Source organism: Rhodopseudomonas sp. BR0M22 (assembly GCF_010907035.1).
GTDB lineage: Bacteria > Pseudomonadota > Alphaproteobacteria > Rhizobiales > Xanthobacteraceae > Rhodopseudomonas.
Map to the genome: position 1 here is coordinate 1 of NZ_QUMK01000063.1, position 25,658 is coordinate 25,658.

The 25,658-nt window shown below is 65.6% G+C and carries 27 protein-coding genes, 1 tRNA gene and 1 pseudogene; 23 read left to right on the forward strand and 6 right to left on the reverse strand.

All coding sequences use genetic code 11. The annotated features are described in order from the left end of the window. The 8 genes and pseudogenes from DY468_RS18795 to DY468_RS18830 form a co-directional block, all read left to right on the forward strand. A pseudogene (locus tag DY468_RS18795) lies at window positions 1-297 on the forward strand (flavin-dependent monooxygenase); the annotation flags it as partial. Between the two features lie 52 nt (window positions 298-349). After that, window positions 350-1,621 carry an aromatic ring-hydroxylating oxygenase subunit alpha gene (locus DY468_RS18800; RefSeq protein ID WP_164606306.1) on the forward strand — a complete coding sequence of 424 codons (1,272 nt, stop codon included), beginning with the start codon at window positions 350-352 and terminating at the stop codon, window positions 1,619-1,621. Between the two features lie 14 nt (window positions 1,622-1,635). Next, window positions 1,636-2,133, forward strand: a complete 498-nt coding sequence (locus DY468_RS18805) for an aromatic-ring-hydroxylating dioxygenase subunit beta (RefSeq protein WP_246701039.1) — start codon at window positions 1,636-1,638, stop codon at window positions 2,131-2,133. After that, entirely contained in the window at window positions 2,130-2,891 is a 762-nt protein-coding gene (locus DY468_RS18810) for an SDR family NAD(P)-dependent oxidoreductase (protein ID WP_164606308.1), read from the forward strand. The genes DY468_RS18805 and DY468_RS18810 overlap by 4 nt, the downstream gene beginning before the upstream one ends. Window positions 2,892-2,899: 8 nt before the next feature. After that, entirely contained in the window at window positions 2,900-3,415 is a 516-nt protein-coding gene (locus DY468_RS18815) for a flavin reductase (protein ID WP_246701040.1), read from the forward strand. 13 nt (window positions 3,416-3,428) lie between these two features. Continuing rightward, window positions 3,429-3,995 (forward strand): nuclear transport factor 2 family protein, encoded by a 567-nt coding sequence (locus DY468_RS18820; protein ID WP_164606310.1) that lies wholly within the window; start codon window positions 3,429-3,431, stop codon window positions 3,993-3,995. A gap of 40 nt (window positions 3,996-4,035) precedes the next feature. Further along, entirely contained in the window at window positions 4,036-4,449 is a 414-nt protein-coding gene (locus DY468_RS18825) for a DUF4440 domain-containing protein (protein ID WP_164606311.1), read from the forward strand. Then, window positions 4,446-4,670, forward strand: coding sequence for a hypothetical protein (locus DY468_RS18830; protein WP_164606312.1), 225 nt, complete (start codon window positions 4,446-4,448; stop codon window positions 4,668-4,670). The genes DY468_RS18825 and DY468_RS18830 overlap by 4 nt, the downstream gene beginning before the upstream one ends. Window positions 4,671-4,810: 140 nt before the next feature. On the opposite strand, the gene DY468_RS18835 is transcribed toward DY468_RS18830, so the two are convergent. Together DY468_RS18835 and DY468_RS18840 are read right to left on the reverse strand one after the other, a co-directional pair. After that, window positions 4,811-5,581, reverse strand: coding sequence for an SDR family NAD(P)-dependent oxidoreductase (locus DY468_RS18835; RefSeq protein ID WP_164606313.1), 771 nt, complete (start codon window positions 5,579-5,581; stop codon window positions 4,811-4,813). A gap of 21 nt (window positions 5,582-5,602) precedes the next feature. Continuing rightward, complete coding sequence (locus DY468_RS18840; RefSeq protein WP_246701041.1) at window positions 5,603-7,078, reverse strand: CoA transferase; 1,476 nt, start codon at window positions 7,076-7,078, stop codon at window positions 5,603-5,605. 38 nt (window positions 7,079-7,116) lie between these two features. Between DY468_RS18840 and DY468_RS18845 the strand changes: the two genes are divergently transcribed. From DY468_RS18845 to DY468_RS18860, 5 genes are all read left to right on the forward strand, one after another. Continuing rightward, window positions 7,117-8,301: a citrate synthase family protein gene (locus DY468_RS18845; protein WP_164606314.1), complete on the forward strand. Its 1,185-nt coding sequence runs from the start codon at window positions 7,117-7,119 to the stop codon at window positions 8,299-8,301. Between the two features lie 28 nt (window positions 8,302-8,329). Further along, window positions 8,330-8,467: a hypothetical protein gene (locus tag DY468_RS24830; protein ID WP_246701042.1), complete on the forward strand. Its 138-nt coding sequence runs from the start codon at window positions 8,330-8,332 to the stop codon at window positions 8,465-8,467. Next, the gene (locus tag DY468_RS18850) at window positions 8,464-9,390 is read left to right on the forward strand and encodes a LysR family transcriptional regulator (protein ID WP_349644296.1); all 927 of its coding nucleotides are present in this window, start codon (window positions 8,464-8,466) and stop codon (window positions 9,388-9,390) included. Before DY468_RS24830 ends, DY468_RS18850 begins: the two co-directional genes overlap by 4 nt. A gap of 433 nt (window positions 9,391-9,823) precedes the next feature. Next, the gene (maiA, locus tag DY468_RS18855; protein ID WP_164606316.1) at window positions 9,824-10,474 is read left to right on the forward strand and encodes a maleylacetoacetate isomerase; all 651 of its coding nucleotides are present in this window, start codon (window positions 9,824-9,826) and stop codon (window positions 10,472-10,474) included. Then, window positions 10,458-10,925, forward strand: coding sequence for an NUDIX hydrolase (locus tag DY468_RS18860; protein WP_164606317.1), 468 nt, complete (start codon window positions 10,458-10,460; stop codon window positions 10,923-10,925). The genes maiA and DY468_RS18860 overlap by 17 nt, the downstream gene beginning before the upstream one ends. A 288-nt stretch (window positions 10,926-11,213) precedes the next feature. On the opposite strand, the gene DY468_RS18865 is transcribed toward DY468_RS18860, so the two are convergent. Further along, window positions 11,214-11,288, reverse strand: a tRNA-Gln gene (locus DY468_RS18865). A gap of 233 nt (window positions 11,289-11,521) precedes the next feature. Here DY468_RS18865 and DY468_RS18870 point away from each other — a divergent pair. Together DY468_RS18870 and DY468_RS18875 are read left to right on the forward strand one after the other, a co-directional pair. Next, window positions 11,522-13,303, forward strand: coding sequence for an acyl-CoA dehydrogenase family protein (locus DY468_RS18870; RefSeq protein ID WP_164606318.1), 1,782 nt, complete (start codon window positions 11,522-11,524; stop codon window positions 13,301-13,303). A gap of 65 nt (window positions 13,304-13,368) precedes the next feature. After that, window positions 13,369-14,130, forward strand: coding sequence for a crotonase/enoyl-CoA hydratase family protein (locus DY468_RS18875; RefSeq protein ID WP_164606319.1), 762 nt, complete (start codon window positions 13,369-13,371; stop codon window positions 14,128-14,130). 45 nt (window positions 14,131-14,175) lie between these two features. On the opposite strand, the gene DY468_RS18880 is transcribed toward DY468_RS18875, so the two are convergent. Further along, complete coding sequence (locus DY468_RS18880) at window positions 14,176-14,649, reverse strand: hypothetical protein (protein ID WP_164606320.1); 474 nt, start codon at window positions 14,647-14,649, stop codon at window positions 14,176-14,178. A gap of 223 nt (window positions 14,650-14,872) precedes the next feature. Here DY468_RS18880 and DY468_RS18885 point away from each other — a divergent pair, with 223 nt between their 5' ends. The 8 genes from DY468_RS18885 (at window position 14,873) to DY468_RS18920 (ending at window position 24,524) form a co-directional block, all read left to right on the forward strand. After that, a complete protein-coding gene (locus tag DY468_RS18885; protein WP_164606321.1) occupies window positions 14,873-16,555 on the forward strand; it encodes a bifunctional metallophosphatase/5'-nucleotidase in 1,683 nt (560 codons plus the stop codon). A gap of 118 nt (window positions 16,556-16,673) precedes the next feature. After that, entirely contained in the window at window positions 16,674-17,603 is a 930-nt protein-coding gene (locus DY468_RS18890; RefSeq protein ID WP_164606322.1) for a histone deacetylase family protein, read from the forward strand. Window positions 17,604-17,683: 80 nt separating this feature from the next. Next, window positions 17,684-17,935 (forward strand): exodeoxyribonuclease VII small subunit, encoded by a 252-nt coding sequence (locus DY468_RS18895; RefSeq protein WP_164606338.1) that lies wholly within the window; start codon window positions 17,684-17,686, stop codon window positions 17,933-17,935. Window positions 17,936-18,339: 404 nt separating this feature from the next. Continuing rightward, window positions 18,340-20,265, forward strand: coding sequence for a 1-deoxy-D-xylulose-5-phosphate synthase (gene dxs / locus DY468_RS18900; RefSeq protein ID WP_164606323.1), 1,926 nt, complete (start codon window positions 18,340-18,342; stop codon window positions 20,263-20,265). Window positions 20,266-20,445: 180 nt separating this feature from the next. Then, entirely contained in the window at window positions 20,446-21,009 is a 564-nt protein-coding gene (locus DY468_RS18905) for a nucleoside 2-deoxyribosyltransferase (RefSeq protein ID WP_164606324.1), read from the forward strand. Between the two features lie 2 nt (window positions 21,010-21,011). After that, the gene (locus DY468_RS18910) at window positions 21,012-21,752 is read left to right on the forward strand and encodes a TlyA family RNA methyltransferase (protein WP_164606325.1); all 741 of its coding nucleotides are present in this window, start codon (window positions 21,012-21,014) and stop codon (window positions 21,750-21,752) included. A 62-nt stretch (window positions 21,753-21,814) separates the two neighbouring features. Beyond that, window positions 21,815-23,239, forward strand: a complete 1,425-nt coding sequence (locus tag DY468_RS18915) for an MATE family efflux transporter (RefSeq protein WP_164606326.1) — start codon at window positions 21,815-21,817, stop codon at window positions 23,237-23,239. A 46-nt stretch (window positions 23,240-23,285) separates the two neighbouring features. Further along, on the forward strand, window positions 23,286-24,524 hold the full coding sequence (locus DY468_RS18920) for a class I SAM-dependent RNA methyltransferase (protein WP_164606339.1): 1,239 nt from the start codon (window positions 23,286-23,288) through the stop codon (window positions 24,522-24,524). Between the two features lie 138 nt (window positions 24,525-24,662). Here the strand turns inward: DY468_RS18920 and DY468_RS18925 are convergent, their stop codons facing one another. Further along, window positions 24,663-25,073 (reverse strand): cell division protein ZapA, encoded by a 411-nt coding sequence (locus DY468_RS18925; protein ID WP_164606327.1) that lies wholly within the window; start codon window positions 25,071-25,073, stop codon window positions 24,663-24,665. Then, window positions 25,070-25,414: a DUF4164 domain-containing protein gene (locus DY468_RS18930; RefSeq protein WP_164606328.1), complete on the reverse strand. Its 345-nt coding sequence runs from the start codon at window positions 25,412-25,414 to the stop codon at window positions 25,070-25,072. The genes DY468_RS18925 and DY468_RS18930 overlap by 4 nt, the downstream gene beginning before the upstream one ends. Between the last annotated feature and the right edge of the window lie 244 nt (window positions 25,415-25,658).

Here is a 25,658-nt window from a genome sequence, read left to right on the forward strand (position 1 = left end):
TTCTTCTACGAGGCTACCGACGAGGTGTGGGACATCGTCCGCGCCGGCGACAAGCCGTCGGTCGAGACCACGACGGTGCTGCGGCTCGCCGCCAGCCATGCGGCCAAGACCGGCGCCACCGTGGCCCGCATTGCGACCGAGCTCACCGGCACTACCTCGATCTATCAGGGCCATCCGCTGGCCCGCGCGCTGACCGACAGCTTCGTCGTGGCGCAGCACGCCTTCCTCAACGAGGGCACGCTGCAGAGCGCCGGCCGCGTGCTGCTCGGCCTGCCCTCGGTCCCCGGCTTTCCATGATGCCGCGCCTCGATCTGCTTCCGCCGATTTCCCAGCGACAAGGACCTAACCGATGACCAGCCTCGCGGAGCTCACCAGCAATCCGGACGAATTGATCCGCCAGGATCGCGTCCGCACGCCGCTCTACACCGACCCGGCGATCTTCGAAGCCGAGATGACCAAGATTTTCCACAACACCTGGGTCTGGGTCGCGCATGTCAGCGAGATCCCGAACAACGGCGACTTCAAGATGGCGCAGGTCGGCCTCGATCCGGTGATCGTGGTGCGCGACCGCAAGGGCGAGGTCCACGTCCATCTCAACCGCTGCCGCCACCGCGCCGCGACGCTGTGTGAAGTGCGCAAGGGCAAGACCTCGAGCTTCGTCTGCCCGTATCACGGCTGGGGCTACTCGCTCGACGGCAAGCTGCGCGGCGTGCCTTACGAGAACGGCTACAACGAGGAGCAGATCGACCGCAGCAAGCTGTCGCTGAAGTCGCTGCGCGTCGAAGAATACAACGGTCTCTTGTTCGCCACCTTCCGCGACGACATCGAGCCGCTCGCCGACTTCCTGGGGCCGGCGAAGAAGTGGATCGACCTGTTCATGAAGCAGGGCGGCGGCTATCCGGTGAAGACGCTGGGCGAGCACAAATTCCGCTTCCCCGGCAACTGGAAGATCCAGCTCGAGAACACCACCGACGCCTACCACTTCCCGCTGGTGCACAAATCGTTCCTCACCGCGGTCGACAAGGAAACCGAGCAGCAGCTCGACATGCTGAACAATGGCGGCTTCGTCGAGGACCTCGGCAACGGCCACAGCGTGATGGTGATGATCCCCGAACTGATCGACCTCGACGACAATCTCGAAGCGCCGATCCCGGAAAAATTCGCCGATCTCGCCAAGGAGCTGGCGGCCGAGGGTTACTCCGACACAGAAGTGCGCCGCATCGTCCGCGCCGTCGGCGGCTCCGGCTTCAACATCAATCTGTTTCCCAATCTCGCCTGCTCGATGGCGTTCTTCCGCGTGCTGCAGCCGGTGTCGGTGAACGAGACCGAGATCCGCCACATCGCGATCGGCATGGACGGCGGTCCGGCGGCCGCCAACCGCGCCCGCATCCGCCTGCACGAATTCTTCCAGGGCCCGATGGGCTTCGGCAGCCCGGACGACGCCGAAGTGTGGGACCGTGTCCAGCACGGCGCCAAGGGCGGCGAGGACATGTGGATCATGCTCCACCGCGGCCTCAACAAGGAAGAAAGCCTGCCCGACGGGCGGCACCGCAGCGACGTCAGCGCCGAAACCGGCATGCGCGCCGCCTATGATCAGTGGAAGCGGATGATGGCGGTCTGACCATGAACATGACGATGACGATCCCCACCACCACCGCATCGACTATCACGCTCGCCGAGGCGATGGAATTCGTCTGGACCGAGGCCGACCTGCTCGACCATGCCGTCTATGACGAGTGGCTGTCGCTGTGGACCGCGGATGCCCGCTACATCGTGCCGATCGAGCCGGGCGTCACCGATTTCGGGAACGCCGTGAACTACGCCTATGACGACCACGAGATGCGCAAGAAGCGCGTCGAGCGGCTGCTCAGCGGCCAGTCGGTCTCGGCCTCGCCGGTCGCCCGCACGGTCCGTTCGCTGTCGCGCTTCCGGATGCTGAAGACCAGCGAAACCGCGTGCGAGCTGCGCTGCGCGCAGATCATCACCGAATTCCGCCGCGGCCGCGAGCGGACCTACACGGGCGATGTGGTGTTCGAGCTGGTGCGCAGCGAGTCCGGCCTGAAGATCCGCCGCAAGGTGATCTGGCTGATCAACTCGACCGAGGCGCTCGGCGGCATCGGCTATATCCTATGAGCACTGCGGCCCCCCAGAGCGGGCGCGTCGCGCTGGTCACCGGCGGTGGCGGCGGCCTCGGCGCCATCATCGCTGAGGCGCTACATGGCGCCGGTTATCGGGTGGCGATCGGCGATATCGACGAGGCGGCAGCCAAGGCCGTCGCGACGCGGCTGGACGCCGGAGGGACGACGGCGTTCGGGCTGAAGCTCGACGTCCGCCGCAAGAGCGACTTCGATGCCGCGCTGGCGGCAATGCTGGCGCGCTGGAACGACGCGCATGTGCTGGTCAACAACGCCGCCGTCACGGTGGCGCGGCCGGTGATGGAGATCTCGCCGGAAGAATTCGACGAGGTGATCGCCGTCAATCTGCGCGGCACATTCCTCGGCTGCCAGGTGTTCGGCGCGTATTTCCGCGACGCCGGCCATGGCCGCATCGTCAACATGGCGTCGCTCGCCGGCCAGAACGGCGGCACCGCAACGGGTGCGCACTACGCCGCCTCGAAGGGCGGCATCGTCACGCTGACCAAAGTGTTCGCGCGCGATCTCGGCAAGTCGGGCGTCACCGTCAACGCCATTGCACCGGGCCCGCTCGATCTGCCGATCGTGCACAGGACGGTGCCGGCAGAGCGTTTCGCCGAGTTCAAGGCCAACATCCCGGTCGGCGATATCGGCGATCCCGGCTTCGTGGCGCAGATCGTGCTGCAGCTGGCTTCCCCCGAATCCGGCTTCGTCTCCGGCGCGACCTGGGACGTCAACGGCGGCCTGTTCATGCGATGAGGGCGGCAATGATGACCACGGTGGAACGGAGCGAGTTTCGCGAGGCGATGAGCCGGCTGGGCGCAGCCGTCAACATCATCACCACTGACGGAGCGGCCGGGCTGCACGGCCTGACCGCCTCGGCGGTGTGCAGCGTCACCGACGATCCGCCGACGCTGCTGGTCTGCGTCAATCGCGCCTCCAACGTCCACGCCGCGCTGTCCGCCAACGGCGTGCTATGCGTCAATGTGCTGGCGAGCCGGCACCAGGAACTGTCCAATCTGTTCGGCCGCGGCGGCATTCCGGTGCACGAACGCTTCGCCGGCGCGGAGTGGCACACGCTGAGCACCGGCGCGCCGGCACTCGCCGATGCCGTGGTCGGCCTCGACTGCAGCATCGCGCAGGTCACCGAGGTCGGTACCCACAGCGTGTTCTTCTGCCGGGTGCAGGCGATCGCGCTCAGCGCGCATCCCGAGGGGCTGATCTATTTCAACCGCGCCTATCACGACATCGCGCCGCGCGCGCACGACGTCTGCCATTCGTAATGAGGCCCGCATCATGACCATCGACCAACTCGCCGCGACCGTGCAGGCGCTCCAGGACCAGGTCGCGACGCTGACCGCCGAAGCGGAGATCCGCCGCATCCAGGCACGCTACATGTTTCTGTGCGATACGCCCTGCCCGGAATTCGGCGTCGAGGACGACGCCGAGCGGATCGAGCGCATCGTCGATCTCTACGCCGAGGATGCGATCTGGGAAGGCGTCGGCGCCTATTACGACAATCAGTTCGGCCGCAGCGTCGGCAAGGACGCGATCCGCAAGCACTTCCAGGGGTTCTGGGGGCAGAAGCGAGATCCCGCGCTGGTGCTCAACGTGCACTATCTGACCTCGGAACAGATCCATGTCCGCGGCGACGAGGCCGACGGCCAATGGGTGCACTGCCAGCCCTGGATCTTCAGCGACGGCTCGTCGCTGCTGCGCTCCAGCCGGCTCAACAATCTGTTCCGCAAAGAGGCCGGCGTCTGGAAGATCGCCCGCACCCGCACCGAGAACCTGTTCGTGGCGCCGCTCAAAGCGGGCTGGGCCGAAAGCGTGCCCGAAAAGTCCGTGCTGATGCGGCCCTGAGCGATCACGCTTCCTTCGACGATTGATAAGGACTTTCTCGATGACCACACCGCCGACTTTGTCATTCGCCGACGCCGTGCCGCTCGAGGCCGACGCGCTGCACCGTCTGCTGCAGGCCTGGTTTCGCGCCGAGGGCAGCGACGATCCGGCTGCGATCCGCGCCCGCTTCGACGACGGCTTCAACATGGTGAGCCCCGCCGGCAAGGTGCTGCCGTTCGCGCAATTCTCCGCCGGCCTGCCGACGATGCGCGGCTCCCGGCCGACGCTGATCATGGAGATCAGCGAGGTCGTGGTGCGCTATCAGGATGACAAGACGGCGGTCGTCACCTATCGCGAGCGCCAGATCCAGGACAGCGGCACCACCGACCGGCTCTCCACCGCGCTCCTGATCCAGCGCGACGACCGGCCGACGCCGGTGTGGCGGCATCTGCAGGAGACCTGGATCACGCCGTGACCGCCGTCACGCCCGACACGACAGAGCTGCAGGAACGCCCGATGGCCGAGGCCGAGATGTGGAAGACCTATCGCTACAACGGCTTCCGGGTGATGGTGATCCAGCAATGGGACGACCCGTTCGGTCGCCGCATGGTCCGCATCGAATCGGTCGACGACGGCGGGCAGCACGCCACCGGCCTGTTCGAGGACGATTTTTTGCGGGATGCCGAAGCCGAATAGGCTTCGGCGATCCGCCGCGGGCCGACGCAGTCGTCAGGACAGCCAGGAGCGGAGGCTTCTTCTGTCAGTTGCGCGTCGCAGCGTCGACTTGCGACGCGCCAAACGACGACGACAAAGAGGCGTGAGCGCCTCCCGGCACCTTATCGTCCGCGCTCCGCACCGCCATTGATCTGGACAATCTGTGCGGTGATGTGAACAGCTTCGGCGGAAGTCAGCCATCCCACGGCGTTCGCAACGTCGCTTGGCAAGCCTGCGCGGTTGTTGAGGGTCTCCGCGAGTTTGGCTTGGTACTGATCTTCGCTGAGTGCGGAGCCGAAGAATTCAGTGTCTGCAATGTAGCCGGGCGCGATCGTGTTGACCGTAATCCCCTTCGCGCCGAGGGTCTTGGCGAGATCGAAGCAGTAGGGATGCAGCGCAGCCTTGGCAGCACCGTAACATCCGGCGCCGGAGCCGCGATAGGCTGCGATCGAACTCATGAAGAGGATACGCCCCCCCGGTGTCCGCATCTTCGGGAGAAGTGCTTCGGTCAACAGCACGGCCGACAGCGTATTCATGGCGAAGTTGTCCGTCCAGCGGCGAGCAATGCCTGCAAGGCCATCCGCATAGGTGGATGATGGAAAGCGGCGTTGCACATGGCCGCCGGCGGCATTGATCAGCACGTCGATGTATTCAAATCGCTCGTCGATCTCGCCACGGAGGGCTTCCACCTGCTCGGCGGATGTAAGATCTGTCGCAAATGGCAGCACCTTTGGCGCATCAGGAAATTCGTGCTCAATGGCCGAAGCCGCATCGCGCAGAACTTGCTCGCGCCGGCCGATGATGGCGACTCGCGCATTGCGGGCGGCGAAATACTTGGCGCAGGCCAGCCCGATCCCGGTTCCGCCGCCGCTGATCACGACATGCTTCGACATCATTTCAACTCCATCGAAAAATTAGGCATCCACCGTCGACCAAGCGGCCGGAGAAGAGCCGAGCAGTGGCGCAGGCAGATCCCACGCCATCGGTGCGCCATCGATTGTGACAGGCGGACACAGGCGCTTGGCTGGACCCCAGCCGGTCTGCTCGATTGCATCGGCGAGGTCCGCTTCGCTTTCCGCCGCGAGGCGGGGCGCATCGATCGACTGACTTCCGCCGGAGATCAGCAACTTCGCTGTCCGCGCAAGCGATGCACGCGCCTCGCTTCCATGTCCGGTCTTCTGCCGCTCCGTCAGGCCGCGGATGGCTGCTGAAGCCATCAGATAACCCGTGGCGTGGTCGATGGCCTGGCCGGGAAGCGGCGTCGGCCGATCTTTCTGCAGCACACGCATGCCACCGTCGGCGATGCCGGTGCTCATCTGGATCAGGCTGTCGAAACCGCGCCTGACGCGCCACGGACCGGTCCAGCCATAGGCGGCAAGGCTGACATCGATCAGGTCGGGCTTGATCGCGCGGCGACGTGCTGCGTCGAGGCCGAGGCGTGCGAGCGCATCGGGACGATAGCCATGGACGAAGACGTCTGCCTCGGAGAGCAGCGTCTCGAGCACATGCATGCCGTCCCGCGACTTCAGATCGAGGCGCGCGCAGCGCTTACCGAGAACGACTTCGGGCACTGTGCCCGGCTCTTCCCAGCCATACGGGTCGATGCGCAGAACCTCGGCGCCGAAACCGGCAAGAAAGCGCGTCGCCACCGGCCCTGCGAGAATGCGCGTCAGGTCCAGCACACGGACACCTTCGAGCGGCCGATGCGCGGGAATTGGCCGGCGCGGCCTGGCGTCTGCGGCGAAGCCTGTACGGTGCAGCAGGGGCTCGCTGTTGACCGCGAGACCCTGCGGATGATCGCCCCACTCATCGATCGTGCGCATCGATGCGGCACAGCCATTCGCTGCGACGATTGCGGCCTCCAATGGGTCCGACTCCCATTCCGCCACGGCGTTTGCCACGGCATTGCGGTCGATGGCCGTCTTCAGAACCGACATCGCCGCGTCGCGATGATGCGGCGCATTGGTATGCAGGCGGATCCAGCCGTCTGCGGTCTCGTAGTCGCCGGCAACCGCATCCCATTGCGGCGGCATCGACCAGCCTTGCGGCCGCAGCGACGTCTGGAACCAGAATGACGCGAGCCGTCGATCGATCACCACCGGCGGGACAGCGCCCGCTCGCAGCGAGATCAATTCAGCGACAGCCAGCGACGCGGCCCCGATCGCCGCGTTCGCCAGATCGCTGACGTGAAACGCCGATGGCAACGATCCCGATCCGGTCTGCGAGAGATGCGGCAGGAAATCCGGATCGCCTCCTGCGGCTGTCCAGATATCGCGCAAGTACACGTTGAACGGCGAGTTGTCCTGCTTGTCGATCGACGTATACTTGTTCATGGTGCACCTACTTTGCAAACGTATTGCGGAAGTTGGCTCCCAGGAAACGAATGTCAACGTTGACTATATAAATCAACCAACAATAACGGCGCACGATGACGATCTACCTCTCTTCGAAAGAAGCTGCGACGCGTCTCGGCGTCTCGCGACAGACACTCTACGCTTATGTCAGTCGCGGCCTGCTGCGGTCGCAGGCGAAGGAGACCCATCGCGAAAGCTTGTATCTCGCATCGGATGTCGAGAAGCTCGCGCTCCAGCGGGCGACAGGCCGCAGGCCGAAAGAAATCGCCAAGGCCGCATTGAACTGGGGCACGCCGGTTCTCGAATCCGCGATCACGCTGATCGAGCATGAACGCATGTTCTACAGGGGCGTCGACGTGCTGGCGCTTGCGGAAACGCACCGGCTCGAGGATCTCGCAGCGCACCTGTGGTCCTGCGACAGGGACGCCGGATTCAACGCTCCGGCTCCGACATTCCCTGCGGCGATGCTCGCCGTCATGGACGCGTATCGCGGTCGTCGGGCGGAGCAGGCACTGCTGCCGCTCTTCACCGTGGCAAGTGACGACGATGGCACGTCGCTTCGGCAGACGTCGTCGCGGCATCTGATCGAAGGATGCGCGGCGATCGTCCGGACGCTTGCGGCCTGCCTGCTGGGAACAATCCCCGATGCGGCGCCCATTCACCAACAATGTGCTGTTGCGTGGCGCGTCGACCGGGACGGCGCCGAACTGATCCGGATGGCGCTCGTATTGTGCGCCGATCACGAACTGAATGCGTCGAGCTTCACCGCCCGCTGCATCACATCAGCCGGCGCCAGTCTACGGGCTGCCGTGATCGGCGGTCTTGCGGCGCTCACCGGCGCCCGCCATGGCGCCACCACGGCGCGCGACGAGGCGCTCTGGGACGACATCGGCAGCAGCGATATCGAAAGAAAAATGCGCGAGCGGATTGCTGGAGGCCTGGACATTCCAGGCTTCGGGCACCCGCTATATCCGGGCGGCGACATCCGCGCCGATGCACTGCTTCGCCGGATCATGCCGCATCATCCGGAATGGCAGGATTTCGTCAAAGCCGCATTTACGCTGACCGGGCAGCACCCGTCCGTCGATTTCGCGCTGGTCGCACTTCGGCGACATCTGAACCTGCCGATCGGCGCCGCATTCGGCATCTTCGCTTTGGGGCGCTCGGTCGGCTGGCTCGCGCATGGCCTCGAGCAGCGCAACAGCCCGGATATTATCAGGCCGCGCGCGTCCTATGCCGGCAACCGGCCCACGTCATGAGGGGGGCGAGATGACGGAAGCGCGATGGATGTCCCATCTGCCCGGCAAGGCCTTCACCCTCCCGATGCCGGCGGAAGCCATCAAGACAGCGCCGCTGCGACTGGCCCTCCCGATCTGCGATCAGCTCGTCGGCACAGGCGGACACTGGATAATGGAGGGCTCGTGAGCGATTGGAACGAATTCAGGATAGTGCTGGCCATCGCACGGGCGGGCTCCCTGGCAGGAGCGGCCAAGACCCTGGGGCATGACCATTCGACGATCTTCCGCTGGCTGAACCTTCTGGAGAAGCGGCGAAGCGTGCAACTGTTCGATCGCACCTCACCCGTCTACACGCCGACCGACGCCGGGCTTCAAATGGTGATGGTCGCCGAGCGGCTCGAGGCCGAGATCATGGCGCTTGATCGATCGATCACAGGACAAGACGCCCGTCTTTCGGGAAAGCTCAAGATCACCTCGTCGGAGACCCTGGCCTATCGAATTCTCAATCAGGTGCTCGCCGACTTCTGCGACACGCATCCCGTCATCGAGATCGAGCTTCTCGTCGACAACCGCCAACTCGATCTTTTGCGGCGAGAAGCGGACATCGCTATCCGCGCGACACGCCCGCACGAGGGCGAACTGTTCGGACGGAAGATCGCATCGACGCCGTGGACGTTCTACGGAAGCCACGCATATTTCGCGAAACGCGGTCGACCCGACGATATGAATTCACTAACGGGGCATTCCATCATCGGCTGGGACAGTGCCGCTTCGGCTGCTGCGGCCGTGTGGTTGACGGACAGCATCGCCGCGAGTGCCTTCGCATATCGGTCGAGCAGCCTGATCAATCAGCTCATGGCGGTGAAGGCCGGCGTCGGATTGGCTCTGCTGCCGTGCTACTTGGGTGATCTCGAACCCGATATCGACCGCATTATCGATCCGTTAGATGAGCTGACACGCGAATTGTGGCTTATCACGCACAAGGATCTGCGCAACACGGCTCGTGTACGAGCATTCTTTGACCACGTTGGCGCCGGCCTGCTCGCGCGGCGTCCGCTGCTCGAGGGCGACTTGAGCCACCGGGCGACATCGACCTCCGCACTCCCGTAGATCGTGGTGTTGCCGAGTGCGCCGAGCGCACGGCCAGATCGTCGATAGGCCATAAACACGGGTGTCGGCGCGGCGCTCCGTTGATGGCGCTTGGCAAGCTGCAAGTCGGCATTGCGGCACGGCAATGGCTCAAGGGAAGACCGACACCATTCTGATCCGGTAGACAGCATGTCGGCATTGCGCTCGCGCCGACCGGCGACGGTGCGGTCGCCGGCTCGCCGCTTCGCATCGGGGCACCGTCCCCTCGACACGAGCTTGGGAGTGGGCGGAGAAAACGGGCGAAGTCTCACCAGGCCTTTCCCATTGTCCAAGCCGGGCTGAACGGTTCGTCGAGCTCGGCTCGGGCCGCACGACACGTCACGTCGGCCGCGCCGTGACCAATGAGCGCTCGGACAAAACGGCGAGAATAGGCAAGACCAGAGGGACCTATCAGATGGCAATTCAACTCTATGATTTCTGGCGTTCGAACGCCGCTTTTCGTGTGCGCGTTGCCCTCGAGCTGAAGCGCATGCCCTTCGAAGCCATCGAGATCGATCTTCTTGCCGGCCGTCAGTTCGATCCTGCCTATGCTGAAGTGAATCCTGAGCTTGTCGTGCCGACGCTCGTTCACAATGGAGACAGATTCTCTCAATCGCTGGCGATCATCGAATATCTCGACCATCTCCAGCCGGACCCGCGATTGATCCCGTTGGATCCCAGGGAACGCGCCTACGCGCAATCGCTCGCGCTGGTCTCGATCGCCGATTCTCACCCGCTGACCGCACCACGCGTTCGCAAGCACTTGGGAGCGGCGTTCGACGCCGACGCCGCGACGGTCGAGGCCTGGTGCAGGACTTGGACCTCGGAGGGGCTGGCCGCCTACGAACGGCTGTTAGCAAAACGTCCCGCCGCGCCATTCGCGCTGGGCGCGGCTCCCACCATCGCCGATATCTGTATCGCCGGGCAGATTGTCCTGGCCGAACTCTATGACGCCAAACTCACACCCTTTCCAAACGTCATCGCCCTCGGCGAGCAATGCTTCGGGCTGGCGGCCTTCGCCGAGGCTCATCCATACCGCCAGCGAGGCTATGCAATTCAACACTGAAGCTGGTGCCGCATCGATGATGCAAAGTCCTATCCCCGCGGTGATTTCAATCGTCATTCGACAGAACTTCGTCCTGCTTGTGCAGCGAGCCAACCCTCCCGATGCCGGCTACTGGGGCTTTCCCGGCGGCAAGATCGAATTTGGCGAGAGCATCGCGCAAGCTGCGGTTCGGGAGCTCTATGAAGAGACCGGAGTTCAAGCCGAAGCCGGGCCGATCGTCACGGCGATCGATGCCTTCGATCGCCAGGGGGATGTCGTCTGCACACATCACATATTGATTGCAGTCCTGTGCGACTGGGTCTCGGGAGAGCCGATGGCGCGGGATGACGCCCGTGATGCACGCTGGTTTACGCTCAACGAACTCGACAGATCAGAGCTTCCGATGAGTCAATCCGTCGTGGACGTTGCGCGTCAGGCGGACGCTTTGGCCATACGTCGCCGTTTGCCATGATCCCTTGGGCTCGACTCCGATATCGATCTGCCGGCGGGTGGTCGACTGATCGCTCGGTACTTCGACGACGGTGCAGCTGGTCGCCGATGCTCCGCTGATGGCGGTGTCGTCCACGGAACCGGCAGCAGCTCAGGATCCGTCGCCTTCCAATAAGAGGCGGCCCGGCGACAAAAGGGACGGAAAGCCACGGTCTTCCGATACCCCAGCGTAGCAGCTGCGCGTCGGAGGGCTGTGTATCAGCCTCCGCCCGGTAATTTACCGCAATATTCTCAACAGGATAAATCGGTCTGGCTGGGGCGGGAGGGATCGAACCTCCGCATGGGGGAATCAAAATCCCCTGCCTTACCGCTTGGCTACGCCCCAACGGCCTGGTCCGGCCGGCTCGCGGCCGGTCGGCGGATTCGCCTCGGCTCCGCCGGTCTATCGACACAGAGGCGGCATTTCAACCGTCGAGAGCCGCAATCCCAGGGCGAAGGCCCGCAGGATCGCAGGGCCGCCCGGGATCGGTCCGGAGGGGCCGCGACGCGGCGGACGGTTGAGGGGAACGGCTTTTCATGGAAAAAGGCCGGCATCCTTCCGTCAGCCGGGACATTGTCATGACCTATCGCGCACCGATCGACGACATCCTTCTTTCGCTGAACCATGGCGCGGGACTGCAGGCAGCGGTCGCCGCCGGCCATCTCGGCGACTACGACAGCGAGATCACCGCGCAGGTCCTGGACGAAGCCGGTAAATTCGCCAGCGACATCCTGGCGCCGCTGAACCGGGTCGGCGACAAGCACGGCATCAAGCTCGAACACGGCAAGGTCACCACCGCGCCGGGCTGGCCCGACGCCTATCAGCGCTGGATCGGCGCCGGCTGGAACGCGGTGTCCGGACCGGAAGAATTCGGCGGCCAGGGGCTGCCGATGGCGGTCAACGCGGTGTGCACCGAGATCTGGGCCTCGTCCAACATGGCGTTCGGGCTGTGCCCGCTGCTGACGCTGTCGGCGATCGAAGCGCTGCACGCCCACGGCAGCGACGAGCTGAAGAAGATCTATCTCGGCAAGCTGGTATCCGGCGAATGGACCGGCACGATGCAGCTCACCGAGCCGCAGGCCGGCTCCGACGTCGGCGCGCTGCGCACACGCGCCGAGCGCGCCGAAGGCGGCAGCTACAAGGTCTTCGGCAGCAAGATCTTCATCACCTACGGCGACCACGACATGACCGACAACATCGTGCATTTCGTGCTCGCGCGGCTGCCGGACGCGCCGGCCGGCACCAAGGGCATCTCGCTGTTCCTGGTGCCGAAGTTTCTGGTGAATGCCGACGGCTCGCTGGGCGCACGTAACGACATCTTTCCGAGCGGCGTCGAGCACAAGCTCGGCATCCACGCCTCGCCGACCTGCACCATGACGATGGGCGATCATGGCGGCGCCGTCGGCTATCTGATCGGCGAGGAAAACCGCGGCATGCAGTGCATGTTCACGATGATGAATCAGGCCCGCCTCGCCGTCGGCCTCGAAGGCGTCGGCATCGCCGACCGCGCCTATCAGCAGGCGCTGGCCTATGCCCAGGAGCGCAAGCAGGGCCGCGCGATCGGCAGCACCGGCACCGGGTCCGATCCGATCATCAAGCATCCGGACGTCAAGCGCACGCTGCTGACGATGCGGGCGCTGATCGGCGCCGCCCGCACGATATGCTACTCGACCGCGGTGGCGCTGGATATCGCAGCGCGCAGCTCCGATCCCAAGATCAAGGCTGCTGCCGCTGCCCGCGGCGCGCTGCTGACCCCGATCGCGAAGGCGTTCTCCACCGACATCGGCATCGAGGTCGCCTCGCTCGGCGTGCAGATCCACGGCGGCATGGGCTTCATCGAGGAGACCGGCGCCGCGCAGCATTATCGCGACGCGCGGATCGCGCCGATCTACGAAGGCACCAACGGCATCCAGGCGATCGACCTCGTCACCCGCAAGCTCGGCGCGGCCGGCGGCGCCGCGGTGTTCGCGCTGCTCGACGAATTGAAGCTGATCGTCAAGGACGTCGAGGCGTCGAACGATCCGGGCTTCGGTCTCACCGGCCTGCGGCTGCGCGAGGCGCTGGAATCGCTCGATCGCACCAGCCGCTATTTGCTCGACAAGCTCGGCAGCGCCGCCAACGACGCTCTGGCCGGCGCAACGCCTTACCTGCGCCTGTTCGGTGCCACGCTGGGCGGCTGCGCACTGGCGGCCGAAGCGCTCGCGGCCCGCGACCTCGACGGCATCAACGATCCGTCGCGCTACGTCGCGCTGGCGCGGTTCTTCGCCGAGACCGTCGCGGTGCAGGCCCCGGCGCTGGAGCGCAGCGTGGTCGACAGCGCAGACGCGGTGGCCGGCGCCGAGGCGGTACTCACCGCCTGAACCGGAACTGCGCTCGCCATCACACCGAAGCCCGCCATTGTGAGCGGGCAGCTTTGGGGGAAACCATGTCGGAGCATCTGATCGTCACCCATGACGAGGGCGCGCGCGTGATCACCATGCGCCGGCCGGAGAAGAAGAACGCCCTGACGCAGGAGATGTATCGCCGCATGAGCGAGGCGATCCATTCGGCGCAGGACGATTCCAACGTCCGCTGTCTGGTGATCACCGGCGGCTCCGGCGTGTTCACTGCGGGCAACGACCTCGACGACTTCCTCAAAGCCGGCACCGACCAGAGCGGCGCGCCGCGGGTGTCGGCTGCGACGGACTTCCTCTACGCGCTGGCGCGTAATCAGAAGCCGCTGATCGCCGCGGTGGACGGGCTGGCGATCGGCATCGGCACCACGATGCTGTTTCACTGCGACTACGTGTTGGCCTCGACCGCCGCGACCTTCTCGACGCCGTTCATTCAGCTCGGCCTGGTGCCGGAAGGCGCCTCGAGCCTGCTGGCGCCGCGCACCATGGGCCATCAGCGCGCCTTCGCGATGCTGGTGATGGGGCAGAAGTTCAGTGCCGAACAGGCGCGCGAAGCCGGCTTCGTCAACACCGTGGTCGAGCCCGGCCAGACCGAGGCCGAGGCGATGAAAGCCGCCCGCGACATCTGCGCCCTGCCGGCCGAAGCGGTGGCGATCTCGCGCAAGCTGATCAAGCCGCCGGCCGATGAACTGATCGCCCGGATCGATCAGGAGAGCAAACTGTTCGGCGAACGCATGAAGTCGCAGGAAGCGGTCGCCGCCTTCACCAAGTTCTTTCAGCGCAAGAAGGGCTGAGCGCATAGCGGCGCGGCCGGCCCTCCGTTCGGTCGTGCCTCTGCGCTACTTCTTCCCCGCCTCGAATTCCTGATCGCTGAACGGATTCGCGGTGGGCCGGCGGATCGAGACGAAACCGAGCTTTGCCGACTGGTGGCAGGAATTGCAGCCGGCGGTGAGTTCGTCATAGGCGCGGGCGAACTGGCGAGTGTCCTTTGCGGCGATCGCCGCCGAGATCGCATCGAGCGGCTTGGCCATGGTGGTGATGTCATTGACCGGCAGGCTTTGGTAGAGCTGGGCGGCATCTTCCAGTCTGGCCTTGAGCTGCCTGGTCTCGTAGGTCGCCAGCCCCCAATTGCCGGCCTTGCCGGCGAACCACAGCTTGATGTGCCCGACCTGCGCGCCCTGCATCAGATCCGTGAGACGTGGCTGGGGACGCTCCCCTCTCGGTTGCTGTGCAGCGGCAAAGGAGATCGTTCCGGCGAGCGCGAGCACGCCGATGATCCCGGCGACAGGCTTGGCGAGCGAGAAACTCTTCATCCGTATCCCCCGATCCTGGTCGCGCGCCGCGACTCGACGGCAGGCGCGCGATTGAACGTCATCAGTAACGCGGCGCCGACGTCCTGTTCAATCGGGGCAGCGGCAAGGTTGGTATTCGGCGACCCATCGCCTTCGCCATGCGGCAAACCGACGCCATGGCACGCTTGCATTCGAACCCGCGACGGGCGATGCGAGGCTTCCAACAGCTCTGCTCGGATCGCCGATGATCACGCTCCGCCCTCGCCTGGCCTCGCTCGTCACCGTTGTGGCGCTCACTGTAGCCTCGAGCTCGGCGGGGCGCGCGGCAGAATTGCTGCCGCCGCCGGTCGATCTCCGTATCCTTGCGATCAATGACTTCCACGGCAATCTGAAGCCGCCGCCCGGCGGCATCGCGATCGACGATCCCGCCGATCGGACCAGGAAGATTCACGTCCCTGCCGGCGGCGCCGAGCACATGGCGACGCTGGTGAAGGCGCTGCGTAAGGACCATCCCAATGCGATCTTCGTCGCGGCGGGCGATCTGATCGGCGCCAGCCCGTTTCTGTCGGCGATGTTTCACGACGAGCCGACCATCGAGTCGCTGTCGTTGATGGGGCTGGCGCTGTCCTCGGTCGGCAATCACGAGTTCGACGAGGGCAAGACCGAACTGCTCCGGATGCAGAACGGCGGATGCCATCCGGTCGACGGCTGCCGGGGGCCGCATCCGTTCAAGGGCGCAAGGTTCAACTACCTCGCCGCGTCCACGGTCGAAAACGCGACCGGCAAAACCATCTTTCCTGCTTACGCAATCCGCACCTTCGGCGGCGTGCCGGTGGCGTTCATCGGGCTGACGCTGAAGAACACGCCCAACATGGTGTCGCCGCCAGGCGTCGCCGGGCTGTCGTTCAAGGACGAGGCGGAGACGGTGAACGCTCTGATCCCGGAATTGAAGGCCAAGGGCGTCGAGGCAATCGCGGTGCTGATCCACGAAGGCGGCTTTCCGACCGGCGACTACAACGAATGCCCCGGGATCTCGGGGCCGATCGTCGAGATCGTCAACAAGCTCGACCGTGCCGTCGACGTGGTGATCAGCGGCCACACCCACCGCGCCTACACCTGCCGGATCGACGGCCGGCTGGTTACCAGCGGCGACAAATACGGCACGATCGTCACTGCGATCGATCTGAAACTCGATCCGACCACCCGCGACGTGATCAGCGCGGCCGCCAACAACACCATCGTCCGAACCGAAACGCTGGCCAAGGACCCGGCGCAGACCGAACTGATCGCCGCCTACGACAAACTGGCCAGTCCGATCGCGGCTCGGCCGGCCGGCGCGGTGACGGCGGCATTGTCGCGGATGCCGAATGCTGCCGGCGAGAGCGTGCTGGGCGATGTCGTCGCCGACGCCCAGCTCAAGGCCACATCGGATCAAGACAAAGGCGGCGCGGAGATCGCGCTGACCAATCCCGGAGGCATCCGCTCCGATATCCTGGGCGGCGAAGGCGGCGCAGTGACCTTCGGCCAGGTGTTCGCCGCGCAGCCGTTCCGCAATCAGCTGGTGACGATGACGCTGACCGGCGCTCAGCTCAAGGCCGCGCTCGAACAGCAATGGGCGGAGCCGGCGCGGCCGCGGATTCTGCAGGTGTCGAACGGCTTCAGCTTCGCCTGGGATGCTGCGGGCGCCGAAGGGAAGCGCATACCGGCCGACAAGATCACGCTGAACGGCGTCCCGATCGATCCGGAGCGGGCGTATCGCGTCACGGTGAATGCTTATCTCGCCGCGGGCGGCGACGGCTTCGCGGCGTTCAAGAACGGTGCTGCACCGCAAACAGGAATTTACGACGTCGATGCGCTGTTCGCCTATTTCAAGTCGCGCAGCCCGGTGGCGCCGCCGCCCTCGAATCGGATCGTGCGGTTGAACTGAAGCAAGACGCTAGTCTCAACCTCACGCGGGCCTTTCGTTCGCGGCGGCGAATAACTACATTCGTTCGAATATATCGCACCCAATCGTACTCCTATGGATCGGCGGCGGACACTTTCGAATGACCACGCTTTTTTTGACCCATTCCGCGTGCCTCGACCATCACACGCCGGAAGGACATCCCGAGCGCGCCGCGCGACTCGTCGCCATCAACAAGACGCTCGCTGAGGATCGTTTCGCAGCGCTGGCGCGCGCGGAATCGCCGATCGGCTCGCTCGAGCACATCGCGCTGTGCCACACCGATCATCACATCGTCGAGCTGCGCCATTTGTCGCCGTCGACCGGCACCGTCTATGTCGACGGCGACACCTCGATGTCGCCCGGCACGTTCGAAGCCGCGTTGCGCGGCGTGGGCGGCTCGGTCGCAGCCGTCGACGCGGTAATGAAGGGCACGGCGGCCAACGCCTTCGTCGCCACCCGCCCGCCCGGCCACCACGCCGAGATCACCAAGCCGATGGGCTTCTGCTTCTTCGGCAATGCCGCGATCGCGGCGCGCTACGCTCAGCGGCAATACGGCATCGAGCGGGCCGCGGTGGTGGATTTCGACGTGCACCACGGCAACGGCACCCAGGACATCTTCTGGGGCGATCGCACCGTGATGTATTGCTCGACCCACCAGATGCCGCTGTTCCCCGGCACCGGCTCAGCCGGCGAGCGCGGAGAATACGACAATATCGTCAACGCCCCCCTCGCCTCCGAAGACGGCGGAACCGAGTTCCGTTTCGCGTTCGAGCAGGCGATCCTCCCCCAGCTCAAACGGTTCGCGCCGGAATTGATCGTGATTTCAGCCGGTTTCGATGCGCATTATCGCGATCCGCTGGCCAGCCTGAACCTCCGCGCCGAGGATTTCGGCTGGGTCACGGAACGTTTGATGGAAGTGGCGGATCAGACCGCCGGCGGTCGCATTGTCTCGGTGCTCGAGGGGGGATATGACCTCGAGGGCCTGAGTGAATCTGTTGCGGCTCATGTGGGCGCCCTGATGGGCGCTTGAACCAGCCGCTCCGCCGGGCGACCAAGAACAACAACCAAAACACGCCCACCGCGCAGCCGCGGTGCCGCCAGGAATGCGAAATGGCCGAAGCCTCCACCGCAGAAGTGAAAAAGCTCAGTTTCGAGCGCGCGCTCGAGGAACTCGAGGGGATCGTCAAGCGGCTCGAGGACGGCAAGGTTCCGCTGGAAGAGTCGGTCACGATCTATGAACGCGGCGAAGCCCTGAAGCGGCGCTGCGAAGATCTGCTGCGCCAGGCCGAGGCCCGGGTCGACAAAATCACCACCGATGCCCAGGGTACGCCGACCGGGACGGAACCCCTGGACGTACAATAGCGCATGCAAAAGGTATCCGGCTCCTTCCGCACCGCGGCACGGCCGTGGTTGCGCCGCAACACCGAGACTCGAAAATCCGCCCCGTCAACCTTCTTGGCCGAAAGTCTGCGCTGCTCGACCAGGGCTTGGGCGTGCGGTGGTTGGCATTAAATGAGGGTTTGTGTAAAGGTATGAGCTTATGCGCCGAGCCTGACACCTGCCGGGATGGTACTGTCAAGTTCGGTGGACGTGTGCAGCCGCAATAAGTGATCCAGATCATGTCGTCGGTCAGGAGCACACACGCTTCGATCGTCGATCTCTCCTGATGCAGGAGTGCAGGAGCCGGGTGAGGCTCGTGCAGACCGAACACTCGGACCATTCGTCGAGGGACTCACCACCCTATAGTTATAGACTGGAATATCGCCGTGACCGAATTTAGTAAAACGCCGCTTCTCGACACCATTCGCACACCGGAAGATCTGCGCAAGCTGCGCATCGATCAGGTTCGTCAGGTCGCCGACGAATTGCGACTGGAGACGATCGATGCGGTCTCGGTCACCGGCGGGCATTTCGGCGCCGGCCTCGGTGTCGTCGAGCTGACCACCGCAATCCATTACGTGTTCGACACCCCGCGCGACCGGCTGATCTGGGACGTCGGCCACCAGGCCTATCCGCACAAGATCCTGACCGGGCGCCGCGACCGCATCCGCACCCTGCGCATGGGCGGAGGCCTGTCCGGCTTCGCCAAGCGCACCGAGAGCGATTACGATCCGTTCGGCGCCGGCCATTCCTCGACCTCGATCTCGGCCGGCCTCGGCATGGCGGTCGCCAGCGAACTCGCCGGCATCAAGAACAACGTCATCGCGGTGATCGGCGACGGCTCGATCTCGGCCGGCATGGCCTATGAGGCGATGAACAACGCCGGCGCGATGAACTCGCGGCTGATCGTGATCCTCAACGACAACAATATGTCGATCGCCCCGCCTGTCGGCGCGATGTCGTCGTATCTGTCGCGGCTGTATTCGGGCAAGACCTACCGGTCGCTGCGCGAGGCCGGCAAGCAGATCGGCAAGCATCTGCCGAAGGTGATCGCCGATCGTGCCGCGCGCGCCGAGGAATATTCCCGCGGCTTCATGGTCAATGGCGGCACGCTGTTCGAGGAACTCGGCTTCTATTATGTGGGCCCGATCGACGGCCACAATCTCGATCACCTGCTGCCGGTGCTGCAGAACGTCCGCGACGCCGACACCGGCCCGTTCCTGATCCACGTCGTCACCCAAAAGGGCAAAGGCTACGGTCCGGCCGAAGCAGCCGCCGATAAATATCATGCGGTGGTCAAATTCGACATCGCCACCGGCGCTCAGTCCAAGGCCAAGTCGAACGCCCCGTCGTACCAGAACGTCTTCGGCCAGAGCCTGGTCAAGGAAGCCGAGAAGGACGACAAGATCGTCGGCATTACCGCCGCGATGCCGTCCGGCACCGGCATCGACATCTTCGAAAAGTCGTTCCCCAAGCGCACCTTCGACGTCGGCATCGCCGAACAGCACGCCGTGACTTTCGCGGCCGGCCTCGCCACCGAGGGCTACAAGCCGTTCTGCGCGATTTATTCGACCTTCCTGCAGCGCGCCTACGATCAGGTGGTCCACGACGTCTGCATCCAGAACCTGCCGGTCCGCTTTGCGATCGACCGCGCCGGCCTCGTCGGCGCCGACGGCGCGACCCATGCCGGTTCGTTCGACAACGCCTATCTGGGCTGCCTGCCCAACATCGTGATCATGGCGGCCGCGGACGAGGCGGAGCTGGTGCACATGGTCGCCACCCAGGTGGCGATCAACGACCGTCCGAGCGCGGTGCGCTATCCGCGCGGCGAAGGCCGCGGCGTCGAAATGCCCGACGTCGGCGTGCCGCTGGAGATCGGCAAGGGCCGCGTCGTCCGCCAGGGCAACAAGATCGCGCTGCTGTCGTTCGGCACCCGGCTCGCCGAGGCCGAGAAGGCCGCCGACGAGCTCGCCACGCTGGGCCTGTCCACCACCGTCGCCGACGCCCGCTTCATGAAGCCGCTCGACGTCGAGCTGGTGACCAAGCTGGCCCGCGACCACGACATCCTGATCACCATCGAGGAAGGCTCGATCGGCGGCTTCGGCAGCCATGTGATGCAGACCCTGGCCGAGCACGGCTTGCTCGACGGCGAGGTCAAGATGCGGGCGATGGTGCTGCCCGACGTGTTCCTCGACCACGACACCCCGGCGGCGATGTACGCCCGCGCCGGCCTCGACGCCAAGGCGATCGTCAAGAAGGTGTTCGAAGCGCTCGGCAAGGACGCCGCGACCGGGACCTCGAAGCTGGCCTGAGTGTCGACCCTCGCCCCGCTTGCGGGGAGAGGGTGACGCGGCGAGCACAGCTCGTCGCGGCGGGTGAGGGGGCGTCTCCGCGCGGCTCAGACTCGTTGAGACGCCCCCTCACCCGGAATTCGCGCTGACGCGCCAATTCCGACCTCCCCGCACGCTGGGAGAGGTCAAAGTCGCCTGACCATGAAGATCTACCTCGCCGGCCCCGACGTCTTCCTGCCTGATGCCCGCGAGATCGGCCGGCGCAAGGCAGCGCTGTGCGCTGACCACGGGTTCCGGGGGTTATTCCCGCTCGACAATGCGGTGGCGCTGGCCGCGCACGACGCGTCGCTGCAGATCTTCCGCGGCAACGAGGCGATGATGAACGACGCGGATGCGATCATCGCCAATCTGACGCCGTTCCGCGGCCCCAGCGCCGACGCCGGCACGGTGTACGAACTCGGCTACATGGCCGGACGCGGCAAGCTGGTGCTTGGATATTCGAACGACCCGGCGAACTACGTCGCGCGGGTCAAGCAGTTCGAAACCGTCGAGAGCCGCGACGGCCTGCTGATCGGCGCCGACGGCCTGGCGGTCGAAGACTTCGGCCTCGCCGACAATCTGATGCTGATCCACTGCCTCGATCTGCACGGCGCGCCGCTGGTGACGCCGCGCCAGATGCCGGCCGATCCATGGCACGACCTCGCCAGCTTCACCGCCTGCGTCCGGATCGCGGCGGAGCGGCTGCGGCCGCATCAGGCGCGCTGACCATGGCGAAGCCACCGGAGTCCACACCGCGCAAACGCGCCGATGTCGTGCTGGTCGAGCGCGGCCTGTTCGACAGCCGCGCGCGGGCGCAGGCGGCGATCGAGGCCGGGCTCGTAGTTGCGGACGGCAAGCCGGTCACCAAGGTCTCCGAACCGATCGCGCTTGACGCACAACTCGAAGCGCAGCCGGCGCATCCCTGGGTATCGCGCGGCGGCGTCAAGCTCGCCGGCGCGCTGGAACGCTATCCGATTCCGATCGAGGATCACGTCTGCCTCGATGTCGGCTCTTCCACCGGCGGCTTCACCGAAGTGCTGCTGGCGCACGGCGCCGCGCTGGTGTTCGCGGTCGATGTCGGCCGCGATCAGCTCCACGCTTCGCTGCGCGGCCATCCCAAGATCGTCTCGATGGAAGAGACCGACATCCGCAAGCTCGAAGGCAGCCGTCTGCCGCAGCGGCCGGACGTGGTGGTGATCGATGCCAGCTTCATTTCGCTGAAGCAGGTGCTGCCCGCGGCGCTGTCGCTTGCCGCATCGCCGATGAGTCTGCTGGCGCTGATCAAGCCGCAATTCGAGGCTTCCTCGAAGCGCGGCATCGTGCGCGACGCCAAGGTGCATCGCGCAGTGTGCGACGACGCCATCGCCCTCGCCGCTTCGCTCGGCTGCCGCGACATCGAGGTCTTTGCGTCCTCGATCGCCGGCGGTGACGGCAACGTCGAATTCTTCCTCGGTGCAAAGCGCGGCTAAGAGCTTCCAAGGCGCGACGTCTTGGCCGGAACCAAAGTCTTACTCCGGCCGCAACTTCCGCTATGGTGCGCGCCATGACCGTACCTGGTTCCAACATCGCCGCCGGCGCGCTCGCGCCGGCGAAGTCGTCTGCGTGGCGGACAGAGCTGATCGAAACGCTGTGGCTCGCGTGGCCGATGGCGATGACTCAGCTCGGCCAGATCGCGATGATGACCACCGATCTGGCGCTGATCGGCCGGCTCGGCGACACCGCCGTGGCCGCGGCGGCGCTGGCGCATATCGTGCTGTTCTCCACCTTCACCATGGGGCTCGGCTTGGTTTCCGCGGTGACGCCGCTGGCCGCGCAGGCGTTCGGTGCCCGCGCGCCGCGGCAGGTCCGCGCGTCGCTCCGCGTCGGGCTGTGGGCGGGCGTGATCGCCGGCATTCCGCTGACGCTCGGCCAGTTGTACGGCGAGGAGTTGCTGGTCGCGCTCGGCCAGGACGCAACGACGTCGCGCCTCGCCGGCGATTATCTCGACGGGTTGGCGTGGTCGCTGGTGCCGGGCTGGCTGTTCATCGCGCTGCGCGGCTTCATGGGCGCGGTGAACCGGCCTGAGCCGGCGCTGTGGATCATGCTGACCGCAATCCCGATCAATCTCGGCCTTGCTTACGCGTTGATCCACGGCTCGCTCGGCCTGCCGCGGCTGGAGATCTTCGGCGCCGGCCTCGCTACCACCATCGTGTCGTGGGCGATGTGCATCGCCGCCGCAGTAGTATGCGTGACGATGCGCCCGTTCCGGAAGTACCAGGTGTTCGGCGAGCTGTTCCGGTTCGACGGCGAGCTGATGCGACGGCTGCTGCAGCTCGGCCTGCCGATCTCCGGCGCCTCCGTGCTGGAATACGGGGTGTTCGGCGCGGCCGCTCTGCTGATGGGGCTGTTCGGCACCACCGCGCTTGCGGCACACCAGATCGCCCTGCAGGTCGCAGCGATCATGTTCATGGTGCCGATGGGGATTTCGGTGGCCGCCACGGTGCGGGTCGGCCACGCGGTCGGCCGCGGCGATCCGCCCGGCGCGCGGCGCGCCGGCTTTGCGGCGATCGGCCTCGGCTTTGCGTTCATGGCGGCGATGACGCTGCTGGTGGCGCTGACCCGGCACCAGATCCCGTATCTGTTTCTCGGGGAATCCGACACCGCCGCCGCGACCGCGGCGCTCACTGCATCACTGCTGATCGTCGGCGCCAGCTTCTTCATTGCCGACGGCCTGCAGGTGGTCGCCAATGGCGCGCTGCGCGGGCGCAACGACACCAAGATACCGCTGCTGTTCGCGGTGCTCGGGTTCTGGCTCATCGGCTTTCCATTCTGCTGGGTGCTCGGCTTCCACACCGAGCTCGGCCCATTCGGTGTCTGGATCGGGCTGGCAATCGGCCTCATCGTCTACGCCGCGCTGCTGATGTGGCGCTTCCACAGGCTGACGCGTGACGCGATGGCAGCCGCGGTCGCCGCCTGATCAGTTCCGGCTTTACGGCCTGCCGGCCGGAGACTATCGCATCGCCATGATCCAGACCCTGACGATCGATCAGCTCGGCCACCGCGGCGACGGCGTCAGCCTGTCGCCAGGCGGCGCGACTTACGTGCCGTTCGCGCTGCCCGGCGAAACCGTCGAGGCCGAACCGGTGCAAGGCCATCCCGATCGCCGCAAGCTGCTGCGCGTCGAGGAGCCGAGTCCCGACCGGATCACGCCGTTCTGTCCGCATTTCGGCGTGTGCGGCGGCTGCGCGATCCAGCATCTGCGCGACGAACCGTATCGGGCGTGGAAGCGCAATCTGGTGATCGAGACGCTGACGCAAGCGGGAATCGACGTTGCGGTCGATCCGCTGATCGATGCCCACGGCGCCGGACGCCGCCGCATCACGCTGCACGCCCGCAGGGGCACGCACGACATTCTCAAGGTCGGCTTCAGTGCCAACGCGAGCCACGACATCATCGCCATCGATCACTGCCCGATCCTCGATCCTGCGCTCGGCGGCGCGCTGGAAGCGGCATGGGCATTGGCCGAAGCGCTGACGCCGGTCGGCAAGCCGCTCGACATTCAAGTCACCGCCACCGAGAACGGCCTCGATATCGACGTGCGCGGCTCGGGACCGCTGCCGCCCAAAATGATCACTGCGCTGTCGCAGCTCGCCGAGCAGCACAAGCTGGCCCGGCTGACCAGGCACGGGGAACTAGTTCTGCTGCGCCGGCCGCCGGTGGTGACAATTGGCAAAGCCAAGGTGGTGCTGCCGCCGGGGGCGTTCCTGCAGGCGACCGCGCTCGGCGAACAGACGCTGGCGCAGCTGGCGATGGCGCATCTCGGCCGCGCCAAGCAGGTCGCGGATCTGTTCTGCGGCGTCGGTCCGTTCGCACTCCGTCTCGCCGAGAAGGCGCGGGTGTTCGCCTGTGACAGCGATGCGCCGGCCGTCACGGCGCTGCAGAAAGCCGCGCCGGGAACGCCTGGGCTGAAGCCGGTGAAGGCGGAAGCGCGCGATCTCTTCCGTCGCCCGCTCGCACCGCCCGAACTCCGCGACTTCGATGCCGTGCTGTTCGATCCCCCGCGCCAGGGCGCGCAAGCACAGGCCGCACAGCTCGCGGCCAGCCGGGTGCCGCTGGTGATCGCCGTGTCGTGCAACGCCACCACCTTCGCCCGTGACGCCAAGCTGCTGATCGACGGCGGCTACAGGCTCGAACGCGTGACCCCGGTCGATCAGTTCAAGTACACGCCGCATGTCGAATTGGTGGCGGTGTTGCGGAAGTAGTAATTCAAAGCGTCATTCCGGGGCGCTCGCGAATGCGAGCGAACCCGGAATCTGGAGCTGTCGAGCAACCGGCATTTCAATATGTCGGGATTCCGGGTTCACGCGCTCTGCGCGTGCCCCGGAATGACGGAGTAACAACTACCCGATCGCGATGCCGCCGCCGATGGTGCGGTTGAGGACTTGGGTAGTTCGCTCGATCCGCTCAGCGGCGCTGTTCAGTGCGGCGGCGACGGCGCGGTTGGTGGTCACCGTGCGATCCAGCGAAGCCGCACGATCGTTGCGCAAGGCTTCCACTTCCTGCTGCAGGGCGGCGATGCGGCCATGCGCGTCGAGCAGTTCATCGGCCATCATCAGCGCCGCCATCACGGTGAGCCGCGCATCGCCGATCTCGCCGAACCGGCCGCGCAGACTCTGAATCCGCGTCTCGAGATTTTCAGCGAGCCCGAGCAGTTGCGGCTCCTGGCCCGGCTCGCAGGCCATCCGGTATTGCCGGCCGTTGATGGTCACGCTGACGTGGTTGGCGGATCCCGTGGAGTCGCTCGAGCTCATGACTCCTCCTCGGCTGGCTGTAGATCGCCCGCTTCGGCGTCGAGCACCTGACGGATGGTGTCGATGGCCGAGTCGAGCCGCTGCGCGATCTCGCGGTTGACCCGTTCCAGCTTACGGCTGCGCACCAGCGCACCGTCGAGTTCGTCGGCGAGCCGCGACCGGTCGGCACCGAGCGCCTGAATCCGCGACGCCAGCTCGTCCTCGTCGCGATCGGCTTCGGCACGCCGTTCCACCGCGCTTTCCAGCGCTTCGAGCGCCGCGGCGAGGCGACGCGCCGCCGCAACGATCTCGGCCGGCGCCTGATCGGTAGCGATGGAACCGTGGGCAGGACGATCCGTCATGCTCGTTGCGCGCCCCCTCGCAATCTCCCACACCCAGGGCCTTGCCGACCCCAAACAAAAGCCACGATTGAACAAGCCTTTAGAGCGCGAAATTTACGTGGCGAGGAAGCCCAGCGCAACGCTGCCGCGAACCTATGCACTGCAAAGCGCCGGTTTCGGCCCCGATTTCGGGCTGCCGTATTGGCCTCAACGGTATGCGGGTGCTATGCGGGCTGGCTTCCCCGGCTGTTCAGCCCCATCTGTT

Excerpts from the sequence above, each read along its gene's own strand:
- DY468_RS18800 (WP_164606306.1), top strand. The coding sequence starts at position 350 with ATGACCAGCCTCGCGGAGCTCACCAGCAATCCGGACGAATTGATCCGC.
- DY468_RS18805 (WP_246701039.1), top strand. The coding sequence starts at position 1,636 with ATGACGATCCCCACCACCACCGCATCGACTATCACGCTCGCCGAGGCG.
- DY468_RS18810 (WP_164606308.1), top strand. The coding sequence starts at position 2,130 with ATGAGCACTGCGGCCCCCCAGAGCGGGCGCGTCGCGCTGGTCACCGGC.
- DY468_RS18815 (WP_246701040.1), top strand. The coding sequence starts at position 2,900 with ATGATGACCACGGTGGAACGGAGCGAGTTTCGCGAGGCGATGAGCCGG.
- DY468_RS18820 (WP_164606310.1), top strand. The coding sequence starts at position 3,429 with ATGACCATCGACCAACTCGCCGCGACCGTGCAGGCGCTCCAGGACCAG.
- DY468_RS18825 (WP_164606311.1), top strand. The coding sequence starts at position 4,036 with ATGACCACACCGCCGACTTTGTCATTCGCCGACGCCGTGCCGCTCGAG.
- DY468_RS18835 (WP_164606313.1), bottom strand. The coding sequence starts at position 5,581 with ATGTCGAAGCATGTCGTGATCAGCGGCGGCGGAACCGGGATCGGGCTG.
- DY468_RS18845 (WP_164606314.1), top strand. The coding sequence starts at position 7,117 with ATGACGATCTACCTCTCTTCGAAAGAAGCTGCGACGCGTCTCGGCGTC.
- DY468_RS24830 (WP_246701042.1), top strand. The coding sequence starts at position 8,330 with ATGTCCCATCTGCCCGGCAAGGCCTTCACCCTCCCGATGCCGGCGGAA.
- maiA (WP_164606316.1), top strand. The coding sequence starts at position 9,824 with ATGGCAATTCAACTCTATGATTTCTGGCGTTCGAACGCCGCTTTTCGT.
- DY468_RS18860 (WP_164606317.1), top strand. The coding sequence starts at position 10,458 with ATGCAATTCAACACTGAAGCTGGTGCCGCATCGATGATGCAAAGTCCT.
- DY468_RS18870 (WP_164606318.1), top strand. The coding sequence starts at position 11,522 with ATGACCTATCGCGCACCGATCGACGACATCCTTCTTTCGCTGAACCAT.
- DY468_RS18875 (WP_164606319.1), top strand. The coding sequence starts at position 13,369 with ATGTCGGAGCATCTGATCGTCACCCATGACGAGGGCGCGCGCGTGATC.
- DY468_RS18880 (WP_164606320.1), bottom strand. The coding sequence starts at position 14,649 with ATGAAGAGTTTCTCGCTCGCCAAGCCTGTCGCCGGGATCATCGGCGTG.
- DY468_RS18885 (WP_164606321.1), top strand. The coding sequence starts at position 14,873 with ATGATCACGCTCCGCCCTCGCCTGGCCTCGCTCGTCACCGTTGTGGCG.
- DY468_RS18890 (WP_164606322.1), top strand. The coding sequence starts at position 16,674 with ATGACCACGCTTTTTTTGACCCATTCCGCGTGCCTCGACCATCACACG.
- DY468_RS18895 (WP_164606338.1), top strand. The coding sequence starts at position 17,684 with ATGGCCGAAGCCTCCACCGCAGAAGTGAAAAAGCTCAGTTTCGAGCGC.
- DY468_RS18905 (WP_164606324.1), top strand. The coding sequence starts at position 20,446 with ATGAAGATCTACCTCGCCGGCCCCGACGTCTTCCTGCCTGATGCCCGC.
- DY468_RS18910 (WP_164606325.1), top strand. The coding sequence starts at position 21,012 with ATGGCGAAGCCACCGGAGTCCACACCGCGCAAACGCGCCGATGTCGTG.
- DY468_RS18915 (WP_164606326.1), top strand. The coding sequence starts at position 21,815 with ATGGTGCGCGCCATGACCGTACCTGGTTCCAACATCGCCGCCGGCGCG.
- DY468_RS18920 (WP_164606339.1), top strand. The coding sequence starts at position 23,286 with ATGATCCAGACCCTGACGATCGATCAGCTCGGCCACCGCGGCGACGGC.
- DY468_RS18925 (WP_164606327.1), bottom strand. The coding sequence starts at position 25,073 with ATGAGCTCGAGCGACTCCACGGGATCCGCCAACCACGTCAGCGTGACC.
- DY468_RS18930 (WP_164606328.1), bottom strand. The coding sequence starts at position 25,414 with ATGACGGATCGTCCTGCCCACGGTTCCATCGCTACCGATCAGGCGCCG.